This is a genomic window from Kitasatospora sp. NPDC091276, assembly GCF_040684355.1.
In the GTDB taxonomy this organism is placed as follows: domain Bacteria; phylum Actinomycetota; class Actinomycetes; order Streptomycetales; family Streptomycetaceae; genus Kitasatospora.
Genome location: NZ_JBFBFU010000044.1, coordinates 38,705 through 58,525, shown reverse-complemented (window position 1 = coordinate 58,525; position 19,821 = coordinate 38,705). Strand labels below are relative to the sequence as shown.

At 73.2% G+C, this 19,821-nt stretch carries 18 protein-coding genes and 1 pseudogene; 17 read left to right on the top strand and 2 right to left on the bottom strand.

Annotation, left to right across the window (positions count from 1 at the left end):
* The 3 genes and pseudogenes from AB0O19_RS35155 to AB0O19_RS35145 form a co-directional block, all read left to right on the top strand.
* Positions 1-195: pseudogene (locus AB0O19_RS35155) on the top strand (NmrA family transcriptional regulator); the annotation flags it as partial.
* Positions 196-376: 181 nt separating this feature from the next.
* Positions 377-970, top strand: coding sequence for an anthrone oxygenase family protein (locus AB0O19_RS35150; protein WP_063350756.1), 594 nt, complete (start codon positions 377-379; stop codon positions 968-970).
* 236 nt (positions 971-1,206) lie between these two features.
* Positions 1,207-1,911, top strand: a complete 705-nt coding sequence (locus AB0O19_RS35145) for a polysaccharide deacetylase family protein (RefSeq protein WP_363625439.1) — start codon at positions 1,207-1,209, stop codon at positions 1,909-1,911.
* Between the two features lie 88 nt (positions 1,912-1,999).
* Here the strand turns inward: AB0O19_RS35145 and AB0O19_RS35140 are convergent, their stop codons facing one another.
* Positions 2,000-2,494 (bottom strand): anthrone oxygenase family protein, encoded by a 495-nt coding sequence (locus AB0O19_RS35140; RefSeq protein ID WP_063350758.1) that lies wholly within the window; start codon positions 2,492-2,494, stop codon positions 2,000-2,002.
* Between the two features lie 156 nt (positions 2,495-2,650).
* On the opposite strand from AB0O19_RS35140, the gene AB0O19_RS35135 reads away from it, so the two are divergent.
* From AB0O19_RS35135 to AB0O19_RS35120, 4 genes are all read left to right on the top strand, one after another.
* Positions 2,651-3,658 (top strand): AraC family transcriptional regulator, encoded by a 1,008-nt coding sequence (locus AB0O19_RS35135; protein WP_363625437.1) that lies wholly within the window; start codon positions 2,651-2,653, stop codon positions 3,656-3,658.
* Between the two features lie 174 nt (positions 3,659-3,832).
* Positions 3,833-4,993 carry a GDSL-type esterase/lipase family protein gene (locus tag AB0O19_RS35130; protein ID WP_363625435.1) on the top strand — a complete coding sequence of 387 codons (1,161 nt, stop codon included), beginning with the start codon at positions 3,833-3,835 and terminating at the stop codon, positions 4,991-4,993.
* 70 nt (positions 4,994-5,063) lie between these two features.
* Positions 5,064-5,696: a hypothetical protein gene (locus tag AB0O19_RS35125; protein ID WP_363625433.1), complete on the top strand. Its 633-nt coding sequence runs from the start codon at positions 5,064-5,066 to the stop codon at positions 5,694-5,696.
* Between the two features lie 159 nt (positions 5,697-5,855).
* On the top strand, positions 5,856-7,829 hold the full coding sequence (locus tag AB0O19_RS35120; RefSeq protein ID WP_363625431.1) for a LamG-like jellyroll fold domain-containing protein: 1,974 nt from the start codon (positions 5,856-5,858) through the stop codon (positions 7,827-7,829).
* Between the two features lie 44 nt (positions 7,830-7,873).
* Here AB0O19_RS35120 and AB0O19_RS35115 read toward each other — a convergent pair whose 3' ends face one another.
* The gene (locus tag AB0O19_RS35115) at positions 7,874-9,127 is read right to left on the bottom strand and encodes an SLC13 family permease (RefSeq protein ID WP_363625443.1); all 1,254 of its coding nucleotides are present in this window, start codon (positions 9,125-9,127) and stop codon (positions 7,874-7,876) included.
* A gap of 176 nt (positions 9,128-9,303) precedes the next feature.
* Here AB0O19_RS35115 and AB0O19_RS35110 point away from each other — a divergent pair, with 176 nt between their 5' ends.
* From AB0O19_RS35110 to hypF, 10 genes are all read left to right on the top strand, one after another.
* Positions 9,304-10,359: a hydrogenase expression protein HypE gene (locus AB0O19_RS35110; protein ID WP_350886892.1), complete on the top strand. Its 1,056-nt coding sequence runs from the start codon at positions 9,304-9,306 to the stop codon at positions 10,357-10,359.
* 89 nt (positions 10,360-10,448) lie between these two features.
* Positions 10,449-12,233 (top strand): nickel-dependent hydrogenase large subunit, encoded by a 1,785-nt coding sequence (locus AB0O19_RS35105; RefSeq protein WP_363588701.1) that lies wholly within the window; start codon positions 10,449-10,451, stop codon positions 12,231-12,233.
* Positions 12,230-12,691: a thioredoxin gene (locus AB0O19_RS35100; RefSeq protein ID WP_363625429.1), complete on the top strand. Its 462-nt coding sequence runs from the start codon at positions 12,230-12,232 to the stop codon at positions 12,689-12,691. Before AB0O19_RS35105 ends, AB0O19_RS35100 begins: the two co-directional genes overlap by 4 nt.
* Positions 12,688-13,335 carry a DUF5947 family protein gene (locus tag AB0O19_RS35095; protein WP_363625427.1) on the top strand — a complete coding sequence of 216 codons (648 nt, stop codon included), beginning with the start codon at positions 12,688-12,690 and terminating at the stop codon, positions 13,333-13,335. The genes AB0O19_RS35100 and AB0O19_RS35095 overlap by 4 nt, the downstream gene beginning before the upstream one ends.
* A complete protein-coding gene (locus AB0O19_RS35090; protein ID WP_363625425.1) occupies positions 13,332-14,084 on the top strand; it encodes a DUF6084 family protein in 753 nt (250 codons plus the stop codon). Before AB0O19_RS35095 ends, AB0O19_RS35090 begins: the two co-directional genes overlap by 4 nt.
* Complete coding sequence (locus AB0O19_RS35085) at positions 14,081-15,451, top strand: hypothetical protein (RefSeq protein WP_363625423.1); 1,371 nt, start codon at positions 14,081-14,083, stop codon at positions 15,449-15,451. Before AB0O19_RS35090 ends, AB0O19_RS35085 begins: the two co-directional genes overlap by 4 nt.
* Positions 15,448-15,963, top strand: a complete 516-nt coding sequence (locus tag AB0O19_RS35080) for a hydrogenase maturation protease (RefSeq protein ID WP_363588691.1) — start codon at positions 15,448-15,450, stop codon at positions 15,961-15,963. Before AB0O19_RS35085 ends, AB0O19_RS35080 begins: the two co-directional genes overlap by 4 nt.
* 308 nt (positions 15,964-16,271) lie before the next feature.
* Positions 16,272-16,652: a hydrogenase maturation nickel metallochaperone HypA gene (gene hypA / locus AB0O19_RS35075; RefSeq protein WP_363588689.1), complete on the top strand. Its 381-nt coding sequence runs from the start codon at positions 16,272-16,274 to the stop codon at positions 16,650-16,652.
* 5 nt (positions 16,653-16,657) lie between these two features.
* The gene (gene hypB / locus AB0O19_RS35070) at positions 16,658-17,452 is read left to right on the top strand and encodes a hydrogenase nickel incorporation protein HypB (protein ID WP_363625421.1); all 795 of its coding nucleotides are present in this window, start codon (positions 16,658-16,660) and stop codon (positions 17,450-17,452) included.
* On the top strand, positions 17,449-19,782 hold the full coding sequence (hypF, locus tag AB0O19_RS35065; protein WP_363625419.1) for a carbamoyltransferase HypF: 2,334 nt from the start codon (positions 17,449-17,451) through the stop codon (positions 19,780-19,782). The genes hypB and hypF overlap by 4 nt, the downstream gene beginning before the upstream one ends.
* Positions 19,783-19,821 lie beyond the last annotated feature (39 nt).

Here is a 19,821-nt window from a genome sequence, read left to right as displayed (position 1 = left end):
GTGTCGGAGGCGGCGTACCGGGGGGTGTTGGAGGAGGCGGGTCTGCCGGGGGACTTCGCGGAGCTGTTCTCGGTGATCCTGGACGGTCGTAACGCCTCGTTGGGGGACGGGGTGCGGCGGGCGTTGGGGCGTGAGCCGCGGGACTTCGCCGACTTCGCCCGCGAGGCCGCCGCGTCCGGGGTCTGGGACGTGTGAGCCGCCCACCACGCCGCACAACTCGCAGGCCAGTCAGTTTCGTTGATCGTCGGTGCCGGGCCTCGCCGACTTCCTGACCGTCCATCCGGGTCGAACCCGGGAGCGGTACGGAAGCCGGTGCCCGGGCACCGTGGTGGCCCCCGCGCTGGGCGGGGGCCGGGGAGAAATCGAAGGATTACCGATGCGCTCGAACCAGACCGCGACTCCAGCTTCCTACTCCGCTCCATCCTCCTTCGGCGGCCTCGCGCCGGGCGCCTCGGCGGCCCCCGCCGCACGGAGCAAGGCCGCCGGGCCCGTCCTGGCGGGCGCCACCATCGCGATGGGCCTGATGGCGGGCCTGTTCTTCGCCTTCGACGTGTCCGTGATGCCGGGCCTCGCGGCGGGCGACGACCGGACGTACGTGACGGCGATGCAGCACATCAACAAGTCGATCGAGAACGGCATGTTCGGCCTGGTCTTCGTCGGCGCCTTCGTGGCGACGGGCGTGGCGGCCTGGCTCCAGCACAAGGCCGGCCGGCGCCAGGCGGCGCTGTGGGCCGCCGGGGCGACGGTGCTGTACGTGGTGGCCCTGATGGTCACCATGGGCGTCAACATCCCGCTCAACAACCAGCTGGCGCAGGCCGGCGACCCGTCCCAGATCACCGACTTCGCGGGCGTGCGCGCCAAGTTCGAGGGCACCTGGGTGGCCACCAACATGCTCCGCACGCTGCTCTGCACGGGCGGCCTGGCGGCCCTGACCCGGGCGCTGGTCCTGCACGGCCGCGCCTCGCGCTGAACGGCCGGGCCCCGCAACGGGGTTGACGCCCCTGGTGGATCCCCACCGGGGGCGGTCGCCGTGCCCGGCCCCGGTGCCTGGCCCGGTGCCTGGCCCTGATCCCGGCCCTGTTCCCGCGGCTGGTCAACCCGCCGGGCAGCTGGCCGAATTCACCCCCGGCCGGTCGCGGCGGCGGCGCCCTTCGGCGCAGACTGGTCGGTACAGGGCGGTTCCGGCACCAGGGGCAGGGGGCAGGCATGGCCGTACATTCCGGCAGGCGCAGGGCGGTTGGGCGGATTCGGACCGCGATCGGCGCACTCGCCGTCGCCCTGGTGGCGGGAGCGGCGGTCGCGGTGCCGGCCGCACCCGCCGAGGCGGCGGGCGCCAAGGCCGACAAGGGAGGGAAGGTCGTCTACCTCACCTTCGACGACGGCCCCAGCCCCACGTACACGCCGAAGATCCTCGGGATCCTCGCCCGCTACGGCGTGCGTGCGACGTTCTTCGAGATCGGGCAGAACGTCGCCGCCCATCCGGCGCTCACCGGGCAGGTCGCCCGGGCGGGCCACAGCGTGCAGAACCACTCCTGGTCGCACCCGGACCTGCGCCGGCTCTCGGCCTCCGCCGTCAACGCCCAGGTGGCGAACACGGACAAGGCGATCCGCGCCCAGACCGGCCGCACCCCGAGCTGCCTGCGCCCGCCCTACGGTGCGGTCGACGGCGCCGTGCGCTCGCGCGCGGCGGCGCTCGGCAAGCAGGTCGTGCTGTGGTCGGTGGACCCGACCGACTGGTCCCGGCCGGGAACGGCGGCCATCCAGTCCCGGGTGCTGAAGAACGTCCGCGCGGGCTCGGTGATCCTGTTGCACGACGGCGGCGGAGACCGCAGCCAGACCGCCGCCGCGCTTCCGACGATCCTCTCCACCCTCAAGGCGCGCGGGTACACCTTCGGGACCCTCTGCGGCTAGGGCGGGACCGGCCCCGGATACGCCTTCGAACTCCCACGACGCGCGCGGGAGTTCGAAGGCGTATCCGGGGGTCCGACCGGGCGCGGGGTCAGGCCTGGCCGTGCAGGATCAGCGCCCAGGCGAGGCAGGCGACGGCGGCGGTGCAGAGCAGGGCGCGCAGCACGTTGAAGCGGACCCAGCGGGCTTCGAAGCGCCCCCGGACGGCGGCCGGGTCGGTGATGCGCCGGGGCTCGCCGCCGGCGGCGAGTTCGTCGTTGAGCGGGATGTTGACGGAGCGGGTGACGCCGATCGCGGCGATGTAGAGCACCAGGGCGGCCACGGTGGCGGGTAGCGCGTGGTGGCCGTCGGAGGGCAGGTGGAGGGCGACGGCGGCGCCGGTGGTGAGGAGGGCGCCGACGAAGCCGAGGACGAACCAGCCGTTCAGGATGGCCACGTTGATGCGCTGCATGACCTCGATGAAGGTGCGGTCCTCGACCCGCGCGAGCGCGGGCATGACCGAGCACGCGAACGCGTAGAACAACCCGGCGGTCAGTCCACAGGTGACGGTGGCCGCCACCAGTGCGAGTGTGCGTGCCAGTTCCATCTTCGTAGCCCCTCACTGTCTCTGCGTATCTGCGTATCGGTTCGTCCCCCGTGCGCCGATCATCCGGCATCCGGGCCGCTCGGGCCACCTCGATCACTCAAGACCCTCTCAAATGACGAACCGTCAAATGATGTCTTGCCGTCTACACTTGGGCCCATGGACACTCTGACGGGACTCCTCGACGGCCCCAAGGCCCGCGGCGCGTTCCTGCTGCGCTCGATCCTCACCCCGCCGTGGTCGCTGCGGATCGAGGACCGGGCCCCGCTGTCGGTGGTGACGATGGTTCGCGGCGAGGCCTGGATCCTGCCCGAGCGCGGCACGCCGCTGCTGCTGCACCCCGGCGACGTGGCGATCGTCCGGGGTCCGGAGCCGTACACGGTGGCGGACGACCCCGACACCCCCGTGGATGTGATCGTCGGCCCCGGGCAGGTCTGCACGCGCGGCGGGGTGGACGTCTCCGAGGTGATGTCGCTCGGCGTCCGGACCTGGGGGCAGGGCCGGGAGGGCGACCAGGCGTCCTCGGTGGTCCTGTCCGGCACCTACCAGGCCGAGCACGAGATCGGCCAGCGCCTGCTCGCCTGCCTGCCCGCCCTGCTGGTCCGCCCGGCCGGCACCGGCGCCGACGACACCCTGGTGCACCTGCTGGCCGCTGAGATAGGGCGCAACGAGCCCGGTCAGGAGCTGGTCCTGGACCGCATCCTGGACCTGCTGGTCGTCTCCGTGCTGCGCTCCTGGCTCGCCGCCCCCGACTCCGGCGCCCCGGCCTGGTACCGCGCCCAGCACGACGCCGTCGTCGGACCGGTGCTGCGGCTGATGCACGACGACCCGGCCACCGCCTGGACGGTCGCCGACCTCGCCCAGCGGGTCGGGGTGTCGCGGGCGGGCCTGGCCCGCCGCTTCACCGGCCTGGTCGGCGAACCGCCGATGGCCTACCTGGCGGGCTGGCGGCTGGCCGTCGCCGCCGACCTGCTGCGCGAACCCGAATGCACCGTCGCCTTCGCGGCCCGCAAGGTCGGCTACAGCAACGCCTTCGCCCTCTCGGCGGCCTTCAAACGCGTCCGCGGCGTCAGTCCGCAGGAGCACCGCCGCCTCGCCGCGACCGGCGCCCCGGTCCAGCAGGCCGGCTTCTCCGGCCCGGCGGAGACGGTCATCCTGGCGGGCTGACGCCGTGGCCGTGGCCGTGGCCGCCGACAGCCAGGGCCTGGGGATCCAGGACCGGGAATCCAAGGCTGTAATCCCATTTGCCTAAACTCATTAGGTAATCCCATACTGACTATAGCCGGATGGCAGAAAGCACATGGCACGGGCAGGGCCCGCACAGAACGCGATGGAACAGCGATGAACACCTCTTTCACCACCCCCGTCACCGAGGCCCTGCTGCACGGCCACCTCGACGTCGAGCACACCGGACGCGGCCTGCTGCCGCACCGCCTGCCCGCCCGGGCCCGCCGGCAGATCCCCGACGAACAGCTCGCGATCGCCGAGTCCCAGCCCTCCGGCGTCCGGCTGGCCTTCCGCACCCGCGCCACCGCGATCGACCTGCACACCGTCCCGACCAAGCGGGCCTACGTGGGCGTGCCCACCCCGCCCGACGGGGTGTACGACCTCCTCGTCGACGGGCGGCTGACGGCGCAGACCACGGTGTCCGGCGGCAACCTGCGCACCGTCGATATGGTCACCGGCCGCGTCGAGCTGACCCAGGGCCCGCCCGGCACCGCCCGGTTCACCGGTCTGCCCGCCCGGGACAAGACCGTCGAGATCTGGCTCCCGCACACCGAGACCACCGAACTCCTCGCCCTCGACACCGACGCCCCCGTCACCCCGGTCCCGGACGGCACCCGCCGTCGCTGGCTGCACCACGGCAGCTCGATCAGCCACGGCTCCAACGCCACCCACCCGACCGGCACCTGGCCCGCCCTGGCGGCGGCCGCGGGCGGCGTCGACCTGGTCAACCTCGGCTTCGGCGGCAGCGCGCTGCTCGACCCGTTCACCGCACGCGCGATCCGCGACACCCCCGCCGACCTGATCAGCCTGAAGATCGGCATCAACCTCGTCAACGCCGACGTGATGCGCCTGCGTGCCTTCGTCCCGGCGGTGCACGGCTTCCTCGACACCGTCCGCGAAGGACACCCGGCCACGCCGCTGCTCGTCGTCTCCCCGATCCTCTGCCCGATCCAGGAGGACACCCCGGGGCCCCTCGCCGTCGACTTCAGCACCGGGGCACTGCGCTTCCGGGCCACCGGCGACCCGGCCGAGACCGCGGCGGGCCGCCTCACCCTCACCGTCATCCGGACCGAACTCGCCCGCATCGTCGCCGCCCGCGCCGCCGACGGCGACCTCAACCTGCACTACCTGGACGGCCGTTCGCTCTACGGCCGGACCGACCATGACGACCACCCGCTCCCCGACGACCTGCACCCGGACCAGGCCGGCCACCACCGCATCGCCGAGCACTTCACCCGCCTCGCCTTCGGAGACACCGGCCCGTTCGCGGACTGACCCGCCGGCCGTCGCCCCCGTACGCGACAATGATGCGATCAAGGGTCGATGTCCAAGGGGGAGAAGGTCGATGAAGCGCGCGAGGACCGCGATGGCCGCAGGCCTGGCCGTGGCCGTGACGGCCGTGGCACTGGCCGGTTGCGGATCGGTGAGCGTACCGGGCGGCGCGACCGGCGGCACGCCGGTCGGCGGCGCCCCCACCACCGCGACCACCCCGGCCCGAGAGCCCGGCCAGGCCGGAGCCGAGGCCCTGGCCCGCCACGACCGGCTCTTCCCCCAGGTCGCGGCGAAATGCGCGGGCGTCGCCGCCACACCGCCGTCCGCCCCGGCCGCCGCCCCCACGGGCGACGGCGGTACCTGGGCCGACAAGTACGCGGAGAACCACGCCTACAAACAGACCGTCAGGCTCCTCGCCGACGCCCAATGCCGCGGCGAGGCCCACGCGGCACGGATCGCGGACGCCCTGCGGCCCGCCGGCACGCCGGCCGTCCTCGACGAAGCCGGCCTCCGCGCGGCCCTCCAACGCCTCGGCTACCCCGCCGAGCTGGTCAACGTCCGCACCTCCACCGGCGCCCCCGGATTCGACCTCCAGATCCCCGAAGCCGTCTTGTGCGTCAGCGGCCTGCTGACCTCCCCGCCCGACGTCCACCCGCACGGCATGTACCTGGACGGCGGCTGCACCGAACCCAAGGGCGGCCACTGACCCGGCAGCAGAAGCCGGGCGGGGAGGCCCGGACGGGGAGCAGCGCTCGCGGGGGACGTTCCCCGGGCGTTCACCGTGCGGAGGCCGGCCGTCCGGTCGGCGGTCCGCGTCGTGCCCCTAACGTCGCGATCACCGTGCACGGCCCGAGGAGCTGCCCCGATGAACCACCATCAGAACGACCTTCCCCACGACGACCACGGGTCGAGCTGCCCGCGGACCGTCGGGTTCGACTCCGACGCGCCGGCGGCGGCCGGACGCCGCGCCTTCCTGCGCGCGACGGGGCTGGTCGGCGCCGGGCTGGCGGTCTTCGGGGCGGGCTCCACGGCGACGGCGGCGGCGGACGAGCCCGCTGACGCGACGGCCGACGCCTTCGGCGCGCCCGCCGCCGCGGACGACGGCCGGGGCGCCTGGGATCCGGACCCGGACGGCCCCCGGTTCTCCCTGGCGGTGATGCCCGACACCCAGTACCTCTTCGACGACGACCGGATCCACCCCGCCCCGCTGGAGGCCTCACTGCGCCACGTGCTGGACGGCAGCGACGAGAACTTCGTCTTCCTCGCGCACCTGGGCGACGTCACCCAGAACGGCAAGGCCGAGGAGTTCGCCGCCGCGGGCAAGGCGTTCGCCCTCCTCGACCGCCACGGCGCGGCCTACAGCGTCCTGGCCGGCAACCACGACGTCGGCTCGGGCAGCGACGACCAGCGGGGCCGGACGGCGTACCTGGACACCTTCAACCCGGCCCGGTTCGCCCGCTCGGCGACCTTCAAGGGCGCGAGCCCGGACGGCTACAACACCTACCACCTGTTCCGGGGAGCCGGTCGGGACTGGATGGTGCTCTCGCTGGACTGGCGGCTGTCCGACCGCGGCTTCGCCTGGGCGAACTCGGTGATCGCCCAGCACCCGACCGTGCCGGTCATCCTCACCACCCACGACCTCGCCTACGCCGACGACGGCGGCGCCGCCCAGCTGTCCGACCACGGGCACGCGCTCTGGGACAGGCTGATCAGCGGCAACGACCAGATCTTCCTCACCCTGAACGGCCACTACTGGCCGCCCGGCAGCACCACGCTGACCAACAAGGCCGGCCACGACGTCCACGTCCACATCACCAACTACCAGAACCGGTACTACGGCGGCGCGGCGATGATCCGCGCCTACCGCTTCGACCTGGACCGCAACACCATCGACGTGCGGACGTACTCGCCCTGGATCCAGCAGTTGGCCGCCGAGAAGGTCAACCGCCTAGCCAGCCAGGAGATCGAGCTGACCGGCCCGGTGGACAGCTTCTCGGTGCAGGTGGACTTCGCGCGGCGGTTCGCCGGCTTCGCCCCGGTCCCGGCCCGCCCGGCCCGCCCCGCGCGTCAGGTGACGATCCCGGGCACGGTCGCCTACTGGCGCTTCGACGGCGGCCGGCCGGCCGGCAGCGCCGTCGCAGACTCCCAGGTCGTCAAGGACCTGAGCGGTCACGGCAACGACCTCGTCAAGCAGACCGCCCCGGGCAGCCCGGCCGGGACGCTCACCTGGTCCACCGAGTCGCACCCCGACCAGCCCGGCCGCGGCAGCCTCTACTTCGAGGGCCGGGGCAAGCCGGTCCAGGGCGCGTACCTGCAGACCGTCGCCAAGGCCCCGATGAACGCCGACACCTTCCAGCAGGGCTACACCTTCGAGGCGTTCTTCAAGCTGCCGGCCGACTGGGACGCCGGCCGCAACGCCTGGACGGCGCTGCTCAGCCGCTGGGGCACGAGCGGGGAGGCGGGGAAGACCGGCCCCGACACCGACCCGCAGGAGCCGGTCGCCACGCTCAGCCTGTCCGGCGGGCGGGAACTGCAGTGGTGCGTCTACCCGACCAACCTGAGCGGCCCCGTCACCAACTGGGGCCACGAACTCCCGCTCGGCGCGTGGTGGCACGTCGCGGTCGTCAACAACAAGCGGCTCACCCGGATGTACGTGAACGGCTGCGAGGTCGTCCGCAACCCCTCGACACCGTCCGAGGGCCTCAGCACCCTCGGCCACCCCTGGCTGCTCGGCGGCTACGAGTACGGCGGCGCGCTCAGCCAGGTCTTCCACGGTTGGATCGGCGACGTCCGCGTGGTCAACCGCCCCCTGCCGGTCCGGGACTTCATGATCTCCTGACACCCCCGCGCCCTGGGGCGCCCGCCCCGCGGGCGCCCCGCCCGTCAGCCTCCCAGGGCCCGCAGCGACACCCACAGCGCCAGGACGGACAGCACCAGCGCCGACGGGACGGTGAGCAGGCCGAGGCGGGTGAACTCGCCCAGCCGGACGGTGCTCCCGTGCTGCTGGACGATCTTGCGCCACAGCAGGGTGGCCAGGGAGCCGGCGTAGGTGAGGTTGGGGCCGATGTTCACGCCGAGCAGCATCGCCAGCACCGCACCCGGGCCGGAGGCCGCCGTCAGCGGCAGGAGGACCAGAACGGCGGGCAGGTTGTTGATCACGTTCGCGAGGACGGCGGCCAGCACGGCGACCGCGAGCAGGGACGGCAGTCCGGTGCCGGCGGGGACCACGTGGCCGAGCGCGGCGGCGAGGCCGTTGTCGACGACGGCGCGGACGACGATCGCGAGGGCGACGACGAAGGCGAGGAACGGAACGTTCGCGGCCCGGACGACCGCCGTCGGCGTGATGCGGCGCCGGGCGAGCGCCCGGCCGGCCAGCACGAGGGCCCCCGCCGCGGCCGCCCACGCCGGATTGACGCCCAGTGCGGAGGTGAGGACGAACCCGCCGAGCGTGCAGGCCACCACGACGAGCGCGAACAGCGGCAGCTCGGGGGCCGCCTCGTCCGGTGGCGGCGGGGCCCCGCTGTCCAGGTCGGCGGCGAAGAACCGGCGGAAGACCGCGTACTCGGCGCCGATCGCCACCAGCCACGGCAGGGCCATCAGCGCGGCGAACCGGGTGAAGCTCAGGCCGCTGGCCGCGAACGCCAGCAGGTTGGTCAGGTTGGACACCGGAAGCAGCAGCGACGCGGTGTTCGACAGGTGTGCGCAGGCGTAGACGTGCGGCTTCGGCCGGGCGCCGAGCCGGGTGGCGGTCGCGAACACCACCGGGGTCAGCAGCACCACCGTCGCGTCCAGGCTCAGCACCGCGGTGATCACCGAGGACAGGGCGAACACCTGCACCAGCAGCCGTCCGGGCCGTGCGGCGGTCCGGGCCATCCACGCCCCGCAGGCGTGGAACAGCCCCTCCTCGTCGCACAGCTGTGCCAGTACCAGCACCGCCGCCAGGAACCCGACCACGGGCCCCAGCCGTTCGGCCTCCTCCAGCGCGTGCGCGGGCGATATCGCGCCGGTGGCGACCAGCAGGGCGGCGGCGGGCACCGCGACGGCGGCCTCGGGCCAGCCCCACGGCCGGACGACGGCGCAGGCCAGCACGGCCAGCAGCAGTACCAGGGCCAGGCCCTCCGCGAGCGGGGTGTTCAGTGCGGGCTCCCTTCGGGACCAGCCGAGTCCGGCTGACGGCCACCCGGACGGGTGCGCCGGCTTGCGTCCCTTCGAGCGACCTGCCCGGTTCTCTGGACCGGCGGCCGGGCTGAACTGCTGCTATGAATTTTTTGAGCTTATCTGTTCGGCTCCCGTTTTTTTGAGGAGGCATCCTCATGGGTGCGGTTGCAACAACTTCAGCCGACGCCGCCGTGGTGCACATTCTCTGGATCAATGCGGGTCTGAGCTGCGACGGGGACTCGGTCTCCCTGACCGCGGCGATGCAGCCCAGCATCGAGGAGATCGTCACCGGCGCACTCCCCGGCCTGCCGAAGGTCGCCGTCCACTGGCCGCTGATCGACTTCGAGTGCGGTCCGGTCCAGGGCGCGGACAACTTCGTGGAGTGGTTCTTCAAGGCGGACCGCGGCGAGCTCGACCCCTTCGTCCTGGTCGTCGAGGGTTCCATCCCGAACGAGACGATCAAGGAGGAGGGCTACTGGTGCGGTTTCGGCGACAACCCGGACACCGGCCAGCCGATCACCACCAGTGAGTGGCTGGACCGCCTCACCCCCAAGGCCACCGCGGTGGTCGCCATCGGGACCTGCGCCACCTACGGCGGCATCCACGCGATGGCCGGCAACCCGACCGGTGCCATGGGCGTGCCCGACTACCTGGGCTGGGACTGGAAGTCCAAGGCGGGCCTGCCGATCGTCTGCGTGCCGGGCTGCCCGATCCAGCCCGACAACTTCGCCGAGACGCTGACCTACCTGCTGTACCAGCTGGCCGGTTCCGCGCCGATGATCCCGTTGGACGACAAGCTGCGTCCGGCCTGGCTGTTCGGCGCGACCGTGCACGAGGGCTGCGACCGCGGCGGCTACTACGAACAGGGCCAGTTCGCCACCGACTACGGCACGCCCGAGTGCCTGGTGCGCCTCGGCTGCTGGGGCCCGGTCGTCAAGTGCAACGTCGCCAAACGCGGCTGGATCAACGGCATCGGCGGCTGCCCCAACGTCGGCGGCATCTGTATCGCCTGCACCATGCCGGGCTTCCCCGACAAGTTCATGCCGTTCATGGACCCGCCGCCCGGCTCCCGGGTCTCGACGGGCGCCAGCTCGGCGTACGGGGCGGTGATCCGCCGCCTGCGCACGATCACGGGCCGGACGGTCGACCAGGAGCCCAAGTGGCGGCACACCGGGCGCCGCCTGACCACCGGTTACCGCCCGCCGTGGTGACCCCTTTCCCCCTTCGGCCCGCCCGCCCCGCCCGGGGCGGGCGGGCCGTTGCAGAGCCTCCTCCCGCTGACAGAAGGGCATGACAGACGATGGCACCGACGACCAGGACGGCCGGCGACGGCAGCGGTCTGGTGGAGATGTCCTGGGACCCGATCACCCGGATCGTGGGCAGCCTGGGCATCCACACGAAGATCGACTTCAAGCAGAAGAAGGTCGCGGAGTGCTACAGCACCTCCTCGGTCTTCCGCGGCTACAGCGTCTTCATGCGCGGCAAGGACCCGCGCGACGCGCACTTCATCACCAGCCGGATCTGCGGCATCTGCGGCGACAACCACGCCACCTGTTCGGTCTACGCGCAGAACATGGCCTACGGGGTCAAGCCCCCGCACCTCGGCGAGTGGATCATCAACCTCGGCGAGGCCGCCGAGTACATGTTCGACCACAACATCTTCCAGGAGAACCTGGTCGGGGTCGACTACTGCGAGAAGATGGTCCGCGAGACCAACCCCGGCGTCCTGGAACTGGCCGAACGCACCGAGGCGCCGCACGCCGGCGACCACGGGTACCGCACCATCGCCGACATCATGCGCTCGCTGAACCCCATCGAGGGCGAGTTCTACCGCGAGGCGCTCCAGGTCAGCCGCTACACCCGGGAGATGTTCTGCCTGATGGAGGGCCGCCACGTGCACCCCTCCACCCTCTACCCCGGCGGCGTCGGCACGGTGGCCACCGTCCAGCTGTTCACCGACTACCTGACCCGGCTGATGCGCTACGTGGAGTTCATGAAGAAGGTCGTGCCGCTGCACGACGACCTCTTCGACTTCTTCTACGAGGCCCTGCCCGGCTACGAGGAGGTCGGCCGGCGCCGCGTCATGCTCGGCTGCTGGGGCAGCCTCAACGACCCGGACCACTGCGACTTCACCTACCGCAACATGACGGACTGGGGCCGGCGGATGTTCGTCACCCCGGGCATCGTGGTGGACGGCAAGCTCGTCACCAACGACCTCACCGAGATCAACCTCGGCATCCGCATCCTGCTCGGCAGCTCCTACTACCAGGACTGGGAGGGCAAGGAACTCTTCGTCACCCACGACCCGCTGGGCAACCCCGTCGACCCCCGCCACCCCTGGAACCAGCACACCATCCCGGCCCCGCAGAAACGCGACTTCGACGACAAGTACAGCTGGGTGATGTCCCCCCGCTGGTTCGACGGCAAGGACTACCTCGCCCTCGACACCGGCGGCGGTCCGATCGCCCGCCTGTGGTCTACCGCGCTGTCCGGACTGGTCGACATCGGCTACATCAAGGCCACCGGACACAGCGTGCAGATCAACCTGCCGCGCTCCATGACCAAGCCGGAGACCACCTTCGAGTGGAAGATCCCGCAGTGGAGCAACGCCATCGAACGCAACCGCGCCCGCACCTACTTCCAGGCCTACGCGGCCGCCGCGGCCCTGCACTTTGCCGAGAAGGCGCTCGACGAGGTCCGGGCCGGGCGCAGCCAGACCTGGGAGCGCTTCGAGGTGCCGGACGAGTCGATCGGCTGCGGCTTCACCGAGGCCGTACGCGGCGTGCTGTCCCACCACATGGTGATCCGGGACGGCAAGATCGCGAACTACCACCCCTACCCGCCGACCCCGTGGAACGCCAGCGTCCGCGACAGCTTCGGCACCCCCGGCCCCTACGAGGACGCCGTCCAGAACACCCCGATCTTCGAGGAGAACCCCCCGGAGACCTTCAAGGGCATCGACATCATGCGCGCCGTGCGCAGCTTCGACCCCTGCCTGCCCTGCGGCGTCCACATGTACCTGGGCGACGGGAAGACGGTGCAGACCATGCACGTGCCCACCGGGCTGAGCGGACTCACCGCATGACCCCGGAACAGGCGGGGGCCCGCATCCAGGAGGCCCTGGACCAACTGGCCGGCGCCGACGCGCAGGAGGCTGGCGAGCACCTCGTCCGCGAACTGATGGCCCTCTACGGCGACGCCCTGGCCCGCCTCGTCCAGGCCCTGCCGCCCGCCGCGCTCGCCCGGCTGCTGGACGAACCGTCGCTGGCCGGGCTGCTCGTCCTGCACGACCTGCACCCCGAGGACGTCACCGCCCGCATCACCCGCGCACTCGCCACCCTGCCCGAACCGGTCGACCTGGCCGCCTTCGACCCCGCCACCGGCACCGCCCGGCTGCGCCGCACCCGCAGCGGCTGCGGGTGCGGCGAACAGGACATCGAGAACGCCCTGGCCTGCCACGCCCCCGAGGTCACCGCGGTCGAGCTCGAACGCCCCGCGGAACTGCTGCAGATCGGCGCTCGGCCCCCGGCGGACGCGCGATGACCTTCCGCCAGCTCGACCGGCCCGGCACCGCGCTGCTGCGTCGGCTGCGGGAGCCCGCACCCCCGCAGCCGCAACGCTGCGAGTTCTGCGGCCGGCACCTGCCCGCCGAGCACCGCCACCTGGCGGACACCGACCAGCAGGCGCTCACCTGCGCCTGCACCGCCTGCGCCCTGCTGTTCCAGCAGCCCGGCGCGGCCGACGGCCGCTACCGCGCCGTCCCCGACCGCTACCTGACCGACCCGGCCCACCCCCTCGGCGAGGACGCCTGGGCCGCCCTCGGCATCCCGGTCGCCACCGCGTTCCTGCTGCGCACCACGCGTCTGCAGCGGTCCGTCCTGCTCTACCCCGGCCCGGGCGGCGCGACCGAGGCCGAACCCGACGAGGCCGCCTGGCAGGCCGCGCTCGGCGGCAGCCGCCTCCACGCCGCGCTGCGGCCGGACGTCGAGGCGCTACTGCTGCGGCGCGACACCGATGGCATCCAGTGCTACCTGGTGCCGGTCGACGTCTGCTACGAACTCGTCGGCCGACTGCGGCGCTGCTGGAAGGGCTTCGACGGCGGGGCCGAGGCACGCGCCGAACAGACCGCCTTCTTCGACCGCCTGGCCGCCCGGTCCCGCGCCCTCCCCGAAGGCGGCGCCCGGTGACCTCGATCTCCTTCGCCTGCACCGGAGTGCGGGCCGATCCCTACGCCGCCGGGCCCGCCCTGGTCTTCCGGCTGCGCATCACCGCCCCCGCCGACGTGCGGGTGCACGCGCTGGCGCTGCGCTGCCAACTGCGGATCGAACCGGCCCGCCGCCGCTACGGCGACGCCGAGGGCGGGCGGCTGACCGACCTGTTCGGCGAGCGCTCACGCTGGGCCGGCACCCTCCACCCGGTCCAGTTCGCCCAGGTCCCGCTGCTGGTCGGCGCGTTCACCGGCGAAACCGAGACCGACCTGGTGGTGCCCTGCACCTACGACATGGACGTCTCCGCCGCCCGCTACCTCGCCGCACTGGACGACGGGGACGTGCCGCTGCTGCTGCTCTTCTCGGGTACCGCCTTCGCCGGCCCCGGCGGCTTCCAGGTCACCCCGGTGGCCTGGGACCAGGAAGCCGCCGTGCGGATGCCGGTCAAGGTCTGGCGGGAGGCGATCGACGCGCACTTCCCGGGCTGCGGCTGGCTCCGGTTGCCCGCTGACCTGATGGCCGAACTGCTCGCCTACCGCTCCCGGCACGCCCTGCCGTCCTGGGAGGCCACCGTGCGCGAGCTGCTCGGCACGGCCCGGACCACAGCGCCGACCCGGACCACAGCGACGACCCAGACCACAGCGCCGACCCGGACCACAGCGACGACCCAGGCCGCGAAGCCACCCCAGGCCGTCAAGGCGGCCCAGACCGCGAAGGGGGAGCGGTGACCGCGCCCGCCCACGAGAGCGAGAACAGGTTCGCCCACGCCCGGCAGATCGCCGACGCCGTCCTGTTCGAGGGCTACGTGCTCTACCCCTACCGGGCGTCAGCGGCCAAGAACCGGCTGCGCTGGCAGTTCGGCGTCCTGACCCCGCCGCGCTACGGCGCCGACAGCGGCGAGCACTCCCACCAGCGCACCGAGTGCGTGATGGAAGCGCGCCGGGGCGACCAGCTGGCCGTCGAGCTGCGGTTCCTGCGCCTCCAACGGCGGACGGTCCAAGAGGCCGGCAGGCAGGGCGGATTCCGGACCGTCGATGAGCTGGAGCTCGCCGACCGGGTGCTCGCCCCCTGGGACGAAGGGGTCGAGGAGCGGATCGAACTCCTCATCCCGGTCGAGGAACTGGCGGCCGGTGAAGCCGTCCGCGGCTTCGAACTCGACGCGTCCGAGGACGAGGAGCCGCTCGTCGAGGACGGCGCGCTGGCCGGGCGGCTCCTGCGCCGCCGCGAACGGGTCCAGGGCCGACTGCGGATCACCGCCCAGGACGTACCCGGCCCCTACCGGGCGCAGCGGCTGACCGTCCTGGTGGAGAACACCTCCGACTGGGACCCGGTGCCCGGCACCCGACGCGAGGCCGCACTGGCGCACGCCCTCGTCTCGGCCCACCTGCTGCTCGGCCTCGACCGCGGCTCCTTCCTCTCGGTGACCGACCCGCCGGAGTGGGCGGGCGAGGCGGTGCGCGCCTGCCGCAACGAGCACACCTGGCCCGTGCTGGCAGGCCCGCCCGGCAGCGGCAAGGTGCTGCTCTCCTCGCCGATCATCCTGGAGGACCACCCGCACATCGCCCCCGAGAGCCCCGGCGCGCTCTACGACGCCACCGAGATCGACGAGATCCTCGCGCTGCGCACCGCGGCCCTGACCGAGCGGGAGAAGCGCGAGGCCCGGGGCACCGACGACCGGGCCGGCGCGGTGATCGACCTCGCCGACTCGATGCCCCCCGAGATCCTGGAACGGCTGCACGGCGCCGTCCGGGGGCTGCGCGAACTCACCCACCCCGAAGCCGGGGCGGACCGGCCCTGGTGGGACCCGGGCAACGACCCGCAGACCGACCCCGAACGGGACCAGGTGATGATCGACGGCCGCCCGGTCGCCGCCGGCAGCCGGGTGCGGCTCCGGCCCGGGCGCCGCCGCACCGACGCCCAGGACGTGTTCCTGCACGGGCGCACCGCGCTGGTGGAGGCGGTGCTGCACGACGTCGACGGTTCGGTGCACCTGGCCGTCACCGTGGACGACGACCCGGGTGCCGACCTGTGGCGGGCGCAGGGCCGCTTCCGGTACTTCCAGCCGGACGAGGTCACCCCGGTGGAAGGGCCGTGAGCGCCGACCGGACCGGGCGGGTCCTGGTCGCCGGGGTCGGCAACATCTTCCTCGGCGACGACGGCTTCGGGGTCGAGACCGTCCGGCGCCTCGCCGCCCGGGAGCTGCCCGCCGGCGTCGAGCTCCTCGACGTCGGCGTGCGCGGCGTGCACCTGGCCTACCAACTCCTCGACGGCTACCGGACGCTGGTGCTCGTCGACGCCACCGCGCGCGGCGGCGAGCCGGGGACGGTGTACCTGATCGAAGCGGACGCCGGACCGGTGGAATCGATGGTCCTGGACGGCCACCGGATGGGCCCGGACGCCGTGCTCGCCCTGCTCGCGACCCTGGCCGCCGGAACGGGCGGCACCGCGCCCGGGCGGGTCCTGGTGGTCGGCTGCGAACCCGCCTCACTGGAGGAGGGGATCGGACTGAGCACCCCAGTGGCCGCCGCCGTCGACGAGGCGGTCGCCGTGATCCTGCGCGTCCTCACCACGGACGCACACACCCACAGAGAGGCGGCACCATGCTGAAGAACCTCGCCGTCGCGGCCGCCGCGGCCGTCCTGGCCGCAGCCGCGGCGCTGATCTGGCAGAGCCTTCCCGACCTGAGGCGCTACCTGCGGATCCGGCGGATGTAGGAGCGGATGCGGTAGCGGAGCAGTACGCGCGGGGACCACCACCGGCGTGCTGCGAACAGGTAGTCACGGATACGGCGGCGGCGCGGCTTCGAGCCGTTCCCGCCGCCGCACCCTGTAATGGGGCCTGTTGCTCACGGGGCCCGGACACCGGGCCCGCGCCCCCACGGAGCCGGGCGCCTCCAACCGCGGGAAACGAGACAGATGCACGAGATGTCGATCGCGACGGCCGTCGTCGACCAGGTGGACCGGGCCGCCCGCGCACACGGGGAGAGCGCCGTGGCCAGAGTCCGGCTGCAGATCGGCGAACTGGCCGGAGTCGTCCCGTCGGCACTCGACTTCTGCTTCGAACTGGCCTGCGCTGGAACGCTGTTGGAAGGTGCGGTGCTGGAGACCGAGGCCGTCGCCGCACGGGCGAAGTGCACGCCCTGCGGGGTCGAGTGGAGCGTCGGCATGCCGCCCGACCTGGGCTGCCCGCGCTGCGCCGGCGCCAGGGTCGAACTGCTGGCCGGGCGTGAGCTGCAGATCCTCGGCGTCGAGTGGTCCGAGCCCCCGACGGGCGCCCGGACCGATCAAGGAGGCTGAAACCGATGTGTCGCACCGTCGATCTCCGGCAGGCGGTTCTCGCCCGCAACGACGACGACGCCCGGCGGCTGCGGGCGGAACTGGCCGCCCGGGGCACCGTCGTGGTGAACCTGCTGTCCAGCCCGGGCAGCGGCAAGACGGCGCTCCTGGAGGCCGAACTCGGCCTGGCCCGGGAGCGCGAGGTGCCCGTCGCGGCCCTCACCGCCGACCTCGCGACCGAGAACGACGCGCGCCGGCTGGCCCGTTCGGGCGCGCCGGTGAAGCAGGTCCTCACCGACGGCCTGTGCCACCTGGAGACGGCGATGCTGCGCGGGCACCTGGCCGGCTGGCTGCCGCCGGACACCCGGCTGCTGTTCGTCGAGAACGTCGGCAACCTGGTCTGCCCCGCCTCCTACGACCTCGGCGAATCGCTGCGGGTCGTCCTCGCCTCGGTCACCGAGGGAGAGGACAAGCCGCTCAAGTACCCGACCGCCTTCGGACTGGCCAACCTGGTGCTGGTCACCAAGGCGGACCTCGCGGTCGCGGCACAGTTCGACGAAGCGGCCTTCCTCGCGAGCGTCGCGCGGGTCAACCCGGGGGTGGAGGTGGTCTTCACCTCGGCCCGCACCGGGCAGGGCGCCGGTGCGCTGCTGGACCGGGCGCTCGCGGTGCTGGCCGGAGCGCAGGTCCACCGGCCGGTGATGGCCGGCGCGCACGACCACGACCACGACCACGACCACGGCAACCACAACCACCACGGCAACGACCACGACCACGCGGGGGTCCACGACCACCCGCACCCGGCCGTGGACCTGCCGTGACCACGGATCAGCAGCCGCCCCTGCTCCAGCGCCGCCGGGTCGCCGTGCGCGGACTCGTCCAGGGCGTCGGCTTCCGACCGTTCGTCTTCACCCTCGCCACCGAACTCGGGCTGTCCGGCAGCGTCACCAACACCGGCGAGGGCGTGCTCGCCGAGATCGAGGGCACCGGCGAGGCGGTGACCGCGTTCTGCCGGCGCATCGCCAGCGACGCGCCCCCGCTCGCCGACGTCGCCTCGGTGGACCACCAGCCGCTGGCCGTCACCGGCACACCGGGCTTCGTCATCACCCCCTCCCGCGCCGACGGACCGCACCGCACCCAGATCCCCCCGGACACCGCCACCTGCGCCGACTGCCTCGCCGAACTGGCCGACCCCGCCGACCGCCGCCACCGGCACCCGTTCATCAGCTGCACCAACTGCGGGCCCCGCCACACCATCGTCACCTCCCTGCCGTACGACCGGGCCAACACCACGATGGCGGCCTTCGCGATGTGCCCCGACTGCGCCCGCGAGTACGCCGACCCGGCCGACCGGCGTTTCCACGCCCAGCCCGTCGCCTGCCACACCTGCGGCCCGACCCTCACCCTGTCCGTCCCCGGGCTCCCCGTGCTCGACGGCGAGCAGGCGCTCACCGAGGCCCGGCGCCTGATCACCTGCGGAGCCGTCCTGGCCGTCAAGGGCATCGGCGGCTACCACCTGGCCTGCGACGCCACCGACGCGGACACCGTCGCCTTGCTGCGCCGGCGCAAGCGGCGCGGTGACAAGCCCTTCGCCCTGATGGCCCGCGACCTCGAACAGCTCAGGGCGCTGGCGGCATCCGGGGCGGTGGAACTGGGGCCCGTCGAGGAAGACCTGCTCACCGGCCCGGTGCGGCCGATCGTACTGCTGCGCCGGGGGCAACACCGGCTCGCGGAACTGGAAGCAGCCGCTCCGCGCAGCCCCGACCTCGGCGTGCTGCTGCCGTACACCCCGCTGCACCACCTCCTGCTCGCCCCTCCCGGCCCCGGACTGCTGGTCATGACCAGCGCCAACCTGTCCGGCGAGCCCATCGTGACGGACGACCGGGAGGCCCTCGCCCGCCTCGCCCCGCTGGTCGACGGCTGGCTCACCCACGACCGCCCCATCCACGTGCCCTGCGAGGACTCCGTGGTGCGGGTGGTGGACGGGCAGCCGCTGCCGGTACGGCGCTCGCGCGGCTACGTGCCGCTCCCGGTGCCCCTGCCGGTGCCGGTGCGGCCCGCGCTGGCCGCGGGCGGCGACCTCAAGAACACCTTCGCGCTGGCCCGGGACGGCTACGCCTGGCTGTCCGGCCACCTCGGCGACATGGACGACCTCGCCACCCTCCGGGCCTTCGACCGCGCGGTGGACCACCTCGGCGCCGTCACCGGCGTGCAGCCCGAAGTGCTCGTCGTCGACCGCCACCCCGGCTACCGCTCCGCCCGGCACGTGCGCAGGTCGGCCCGGGGCCGTGAGGTGCGGGACGTCCAGCACCATCACGCGCACATCGCCTCGGTGATGGCCGAGCACGGCCTCGACGGCAGCCGGCCCGTGATCGGGATCGCCTTCGACGGCACCGGCTACGGAGAGGACGGCGCGGTGTGGGGCGGAGAGGCGCTGCTGGCCGACTACCGGGGCTTTCGGCGTCTCGCCCGGCTCGACTACGTTCCGCTGCCGGGGGGCGACGCGGCCGTGGTGCGCCCGTACCGGATGGCGCTGGCCCATCTGCGGGCGGCAGGACTCCCGTGGGCGGCCGGCCTGCCGCCGGTGCGCTCCTGCCCTGCTGACGAACTCCGACTGCTGTCACAGCAGTTGGACCGATCGGTGAACTGCGTGCCGACCTCCAGTATGGGCCGGCTGTTCGATGCGGTGTCCTCGCTGGCCGGGGTCTGCCAGCAAGCCGGGTACGAGGCGCAGGCGGCGATCGAGCTGGAGGCGGCCGCCCTCGCGCACGGGCCGGTGGTCGGCCCGGGGGAGGCCTACGCATTCCAACTCGCCGACGAGGGCGGGGTGGTGACCGCCCGGCCGGGGCCGGTGCTGGCCGCGGTGGTGGCGGACCTGGCGGCAGGGGCGCCGCCCGGACTGATCGCCGCCCGGTTCCATGCGGCGGTGGCCGCGCTGGTACGGGCGGTCTGCGCCGAGATCGGGCGGCGGCACGGCACCCAGACGGTCGCGCTGAGCGGCGGCGTCTTCGCCAACGCGCTGCTGTCCTCGGCGTGCGCGCGGGGCCTGGCGGAGGACGGGTTCACCGTGCTGCGGCACCGCCGGGTGCCGCCCAACGACGCGGGGCTCGCGCTCGGCCAGTTGATGGTGGCGGCACGGGCCGACGGCTGAGTGGCCGCCCGCACGGAGTTCGGCAGGTTCGGAGGAACC